The organism is Chthoniobacter sp. (genome assembly GCF_040003245.1).
Lineage (GTDB): Bacteria > Verrucomicrobiota > Verrucomicrobiia > Chthoniobacterales > Chthoniobacteraceae > Chthoniobacter.
The window spans coordinates 1-4,953 of record NZ_JBDUCX010000354.1; the positions used below are offsets into that span (position 1 = coordinate 1).

6 protein-coding genes are annotated in these 4,953 nt (G+C 59.6%); 4 read left to right on the forward strand and 2 right to left on the reverse strand.

Features of this window, described 5'->3' with window-relative positions:
- On the forward strand, window positions 1-526 hold a 526-nt coding region (locus ABJF10_RS29250), incomplete at its 5' end, for a pyruvate kinase (RefSeq protein ID WP_348548141.1).
- Window positions 527-743: 217 nt separating this feature from the next.
- Here the strand turns inward: ABJF10_RS29250 and ABJF10_RS29255 are convergent.
- Window positions 744-1,430, reverse strand: coding sequence for a HEAT repeat domain-containing protein (locus ABJF10_RS29255; RefSeq protein WP_348548142.1), 687 nt, complete (start codon window positions 1,428-1,430; stop codon window positions 744-746).
- A 461-nt stretch (window positions 1,431-1,891) separates the two neighbouring features.
- Here ABJF10_RS29255 and ABJF10_RS29260 point away from each other — a divergent pair, with 461 nt between their 5' ends.
- Window positions 1,892-2,647 (forward strand): hypothetical protein, encoded by a 756-nt coding sequence (locus tag ABJF10_RS29260; protein ID WP_348548143.1) that lies wholly within the window; start codon window positions 1,892-1,894, stop codon window positions 2,645-2,647.
- A 116-nt stretch (window positions 2,648-2,763) separates the two neighbouring features.
- Here the strand turns inward: ABJF10_RS29260 and ABJF10_RS29265 are convergent, their stop codons facing one another.
- A complete protein-coding gene (locus ABJF10_RS29265; protein ID WP_348548144.1) occupies window positions 2,764-3,261 on the reverse strand; it encodes a peptidylprolyl isomerase in 498 nt (165 codons plus the stop codon).
- A gap of 334 nt (window positions 3,262-3,595) precedes the next feature.
- Here ABJF10_RS29265 and ABJF10_RS29270 point away from each other — a divergent pair, with 334 nt between their 5' ends.
- Entirely contained in the window at window positions 3,596-4,021 is a 426-nt protein-coding gene (locus ABJF10_RS29270; RefSeq protein ID WP_348548145.1) for a hypothetical protein, read from the forward strand.
- A 55-nt stretch (window positions 4,022-4,076) separates the two neighbouring features.
- Window positions 4,077-4,658, forward strand: a complete 582-nt coding sequence (locus ABJF10_RS29275; RefSeq protein ID WP_348548146.1) for a peptidylprolyl isomerase — start codon at window positions 4,077-4,079, stop codon at window positions 4,656-4,658.
- Window positions 4,659-4,953 lie beyond the last annotated feature (295 nt).

Here is a 4,953-nt window from a genome sequence, read left to right on the forward strand (position 1 = left end):
CACCGACGTGGCCAATGCCGTCTTCGAACAGGCCGACGCCATCATGCTCAGCGGCGAAACCACCGTGGGAAAATACCCGGTGAAATGCGTGGAAGTCATGCACAAGGTCGCCAAGCGCATCGAGGCGAGCGGCGGCGCCGGCTACGGCGAGGATGCGGTGCTGGAGGACGATCGGCAAAAAACCGTGCGCTCCGCCGTCTCGCTCGCCAATTCGCTGCCGGACTCGAAGATCGTCGTCTTCACCCGCCGCGGAACGATGGCCGACTACGTCTCGAACCTGCGCCCGACTGCACCGATCTACGCCTTCTCACCGACCTACGAGGTCTGCCGCAAACTGATCATCAACTGGGGCACTTTTCCCCACTACCTGTCCTTCGATCCGAATCCGAATCGGACCATCGGCTCCGCGATCAACACCCTCCTCGAAGCCGGCCTGGCCAAACAGGGCGACCACCTCATCATCGTCAGCGACATGCTCGCCGGTGAAGAGCGCTTCGACACCATCCAACTCCGCGTCGTGGCGTAGGCTGAATCCACATTCAAGATCACCGGTGATGGAGAATGGAATGCCGGTCGAACAAGGGGACGACCGTCGCTAATGCATGCGGCGTAATCCTGTGAATCCTGAAAATCTGGTTAATCCTGTCTTTCATTTTCAGACAGGATTACAGGATTGGCAGGATTTCAGGATTCCTCCCGAAGCATGCTTGCCGTTAGCGCTCGTGACACCGGGCGACCAGCCGCTATTTTCCGGCATTCACCGGCTTCGCCGGAGGGGATACACAGCTACCGAAATACTTCGGCACCGCCTTGAATTTGTAATTCGGATCTGCGGCGTGCTTTTTGATCTCTGCAAGGGCTTGGTCCCCCTCGGCGAAACTGGCGTCACTTTTGATTTCAGCTTCGGTCAAATTCTTCCGCCGCTCATTCAAAACGCCTTCCAAGAAACGCGCATCCTCCAGGTTGCCTACTCCGCCGAAGACCGACGCAGCCGCCATTCGAACCCCTTGATGTGGGTCCTTTAATAGGGGAGCAATCCTCTTCAGAGATTCCCGCTGATCCATCCAGCCGACGATACCAGCGGTATCCATGCGGACCTTTGGGTCTGGATCCAAAAGCCGCTCGTAGAGCCGCATTTTCGCGAATTTGGCAGTCTCCGGGGAGATCTTCGTCCCATTGAGTAGCGAATTGACCAGTGCTCCGCCCAGCAAGCTCCTGGAGGGATAATCGGTGGCCGCGGTCCACCGTTCGGCGATTTCCTTAACCGCTTCGTTTTCAAAACCGAGTAACATTTGCGGGTGCTCACCCAGCCTGTGGACATAGAAATCCACGGTGTTTTTCTGTTCGTCGGAGAGTGACGCCGAAACCGATGTCGTCGCCGCCGCGGACGCGATCAGGAGCGCGAAAATGAATGTGCGGGCACCGCTCATGGCAATAATCCGGGGAGGGGAAATGGGAAAGTCGGACCCCATGCCGCGTAGTGTGGGCGGCCCAATCGCATCCGCCAAATCTTAAATGCTCAGGGGCGGTTCACTTCCACATCAGTTCAAGCGGCGGTCGCGCCAAGGACGCCAAGCTCGCCAAGACTTCAAGAATTCGGACCTTGGCGGCCTTGGCGGCCTTGGCGCGAATCCTTCCGCCTCAATTCCGAGCTGAAATTTTGCCACGAGAAATCAGCGCCCTCACTCTGGTAAATTTTCATTTGACGCCATTTATTTGAGCTGTCATATATTCAAAATATGAATTCAATAATGCTCAAATACTCATTTGCGACCGCAGAAAGAGTCCTAGCCGAGGATCCCAGCCCCCACACAGGCTGTGCCGCCACTAGGCTCTCGTTATCTGGCTTCTGGCACTTCTCCTACACTGGAAATCGCACCCAATCGCACCCATGAGTAACCCAAACCGTTGCGGCAAGATCGCCCGGCTGCCCAAGCCGGTCCGCGAAGAAATCAACCAGCGCCTGGACGCGGGCGCCACCGCCAAGTCCCTCGTCCCTTGGCTCAACGGCTTGCCGGAAGTGCAGGCCTTCGTGCGGGCCGAGTTCGACGGCCACCCCGTCAGCGAGCACAACCTCTCCCAGTGGAAGAACGGCGGCTATCAGGACTGGCTCCGCTATCAGGAAGCCCTCATTCTCGCCGAGCATCTCTACGAGCACGGCGAGGAGCTGAAAGCCAAAGGACAAAGCCGGATGCCCATGACCGAGGTCCTCAACCTGTGGATGACCTCCCGTCTGGTGAGGTCCACCCGCGAGATCGAGTCCATGGAAGGCGAGGCTGCCTGGCGCAGGCAGCGGCAGTTCTGCACCGACCTCATGAAGATGCGCCGCGCCGAGCACGAGGCCGAACGGTTGCAAATCGAACACGAGCGGACGGAGTTGCAGCGCCAAAAGCTCCACTTCCAGCGCGAGCAGGCGGAGATGAAACGCAGGGCGAGCAAGCGCGATGGGGTAAAAAAGCAGAGCAGTCCCGAAGCGGGAGTGCATTCTGCCCCTCGGCATCCGGACGCCAGCGCCGAAGAGAAAATCGCCGGGGTGCCCCGACCGGAAAATCTGGTGCGCATCAGCCCGCTTTTGACCGAAGCACAAAAAGAAGCGCGGTGGAGAGAGATTCTCGACATTCCCCATCCCACCCAGGCTGCGGCATGAATCGCCGGGCCTTCAGCGTTCGCCCTAGCTACAAAACGGCATGCCTCCGACGGCCGTGTGCCCGGCCGTTCGGAGTACGACATTCACCAACGCGGTGGTCCCGCGAGTCTTCGCCCCTACTTCAGCACCGCATTCCACTTATCGAGCTGCGCCTTCTGGGCGGTGAAGAGCTCGTCGGTGGGATCGAGGATCTCGATCTCGAGGATTTTGTCGCCCTGCTGGATGGCGTTCACGATGTCCTGTCCCTTGGTCACTTCGCCGAAGACGGCGTGCTTGCCATCGAGCCACGTGCAGGGCACGTGCGTGACGAAAAACTGGCTGCCATTGGTGCCGGGGCCGGCATTGGCCATCGAGAACAATCCCGGCTTGGTGTGCTTGAGCGAGGGATGAATCTCGTCGCCGAACTTGTAACCGGGACCGCCCATCCCCGTCCCCGTCGGATCGCCGCCCTGGATCATGAAATTCGGGATCACCCGGTGAAACTTGACGTCGTTGTAAAAACCGCGCTTGGCGAGGTTGAGAAAATTGGCGGCCGTCATGGGCACCTTCGAGGCGAAAATAGTGCCTTCGATATTGCCGCGGGAGGTCTTAAGAATGAGGCGAATGTCTTTCATAGGGGCGGCGACGATGCTCGCGCTATCGGCAGTTGGCAAATGATTTTCCGACTCGCGAAATTTCTGCGCTCCCGGCGGCGCACTTCGACCGCGATCCAAGGCTGGCCGGCGCCAACGCACTTTTTTCCAGAAAACAGAGTGTTTACGGATGGAAGAGGTGGCGCGTTTGGCCTGCCCCCGGACCGGGAAGGTCTTCCACGTCGGAGGTGGACATTTTCCGCGGTCACTGGCAGAAATGTTTGTCCGATGGAGGCACACGGTTTTTCTAGCAAGGCATCTGTCCTGCAATGGCTCTCCGGCATGGCCGTAGCCTCATCCATCTCCGCATAACCTCATGGAAGACACCCTGCATTTGCCCTCCGGCCGTCGGCGCGCACGCCGCGGCCCGATGCGCGGCCGGCTTTATCTCGTCCTGATCTTCCTCTCGCTCTTCGCCTTCAACCTGGTGAATTTTTTGTTCACGCCGTCCTACGAGAAGCAGGATTTCCTGCTGCACGAAGTCCCCGTCGGCATCGTGATCACGTCGCTCCTCGCCGGGATCTGGTTCCGGCAATTTTGGGCGCGGTATCTTTTGGTGGCGATCATGCTGATTCGGGTGGTGGCAAGTTGCATCGTCCTGCCCAGATACATGGAGTTGATCCTCTCGAGCTGGATCTTTGCGCTGGGGATGCTGAGCGGGCCCATCTTGTACGCCCTCATCACTTGGGGCTTGTTCTCGCTCCCCTCCATTCGCCGCCTGGTCTCGCGCCGCTACGAGTAGCCGCCGATAATTTTTCCGCGTGACAGCACTGGAGAGCCGCGCTGATGTTCCCCGCATGAAGCAACCCCTCTTTTCTCTTCTCCTCGCCTGCACCCTCGGCGCGATCGCTCTCACTCCCGCACGCGCGGCAGACAAGGAAGTCGCCGTGTTGAAAACCTCGGCGGGCGAAATGGTCGTCGAGTTCTGGCCGGACGTGGCGCCGAAGACCGTGGCGAATTTCATCAAACTCGCGAAGTCTGGCTTCTACGACGGCACGGCGTTTCACCGCATCATCAAGGGCTTCATGATCCAGGGCGGCGATCCGCTGACGAAAGACCCGACCCAGGAAGCAGCCTGGGGCACCGGCCATGCAGACGAGCGCGTGAAGGCGGAGTTCAACGACCGGCATCATGAGCTCGGTGTCCTCTCCATGGCCCGCGCCGCGGATCCCGACTCGGCGAGCTGCCAGTTTTTCATCTGCCTCGGGCCCACTCCGGCGCTCGACGGGAAGTACACGGCCTTCGGCAAATTGATCAAAGGCGAGGACGTCCTCCGCAAGCTCGGTGACGTGGAGACGGCTGGCCGCGAGCACAGCCGACCCGTAAATCGCGTGGCGCTGGAGAGCGTCAAGATTGTGCCGGCCAGTTCCATTAAGTAAATGAGCGGCACTATCTCGCTTCGCTCGGTTGTGCAGGCCAGTTCCGTCAAGTAGTTCGTTACTTTCGCTTTCGCGCATCCGAATTTCGCGGGTTGCATTCCGCGCGGCGCGTCACACACTTTTCACGCAAGAACGCTTCGCTTGTGCGGAGCGTGACGCATCCTTTTTCTCTTCGCATGCCGTCTTCCAAAGTCACCCTCGCTCTCGTCCAGATGCGCTGCTCCGCCGAGCCGCGCGAGAATCTCGCCAAGGCGCTGGCCAAGACCGCCGAGGCCGCCGATCGCGGCGCGCAGAT

Excerpts from the sequence above, each read along its gene's own strand:
- ABJF10_RS29255 (WP_348548142.1), bottom strand. The coding sequence starts at position 1,430 with ATGAGCGGTGCCCGCACATTCATTTTCGCGCTCCTGATCGCGTCCGCG.
- ABJF10_RS29260 (WP_348548143.1), top strand. The coding sequence starts at position 1,892 with ATGAGTAACCCAAACCGTTGCGGCAAGATCGCCCGGCTGCCCAAGCCG.
- ABJF10_RS29265 (WP_348548144.1), bottom strand. The coding sequence starts at position 3,261 with ATGAAAGACATTCGCCTCATTCTTAAGACCTCCCGCGGCAATATCGAA.
- ABJF10_RS29270 (WP_348548145.1), top strand. The coding sequence starts at position 3,596 with ATGGAAGACACCCTGCATTTGCCCTCCGGCCGTCGGCGCGCACGCCGC.
- ABJF10_RS29275 (WP_348548146.1), top strand. The coding sequence starts at position 4,077 with ATGAAGCAACCCCTCTTTTCTCTTCTCCTCGCCTGCACCCTCGGCGCG.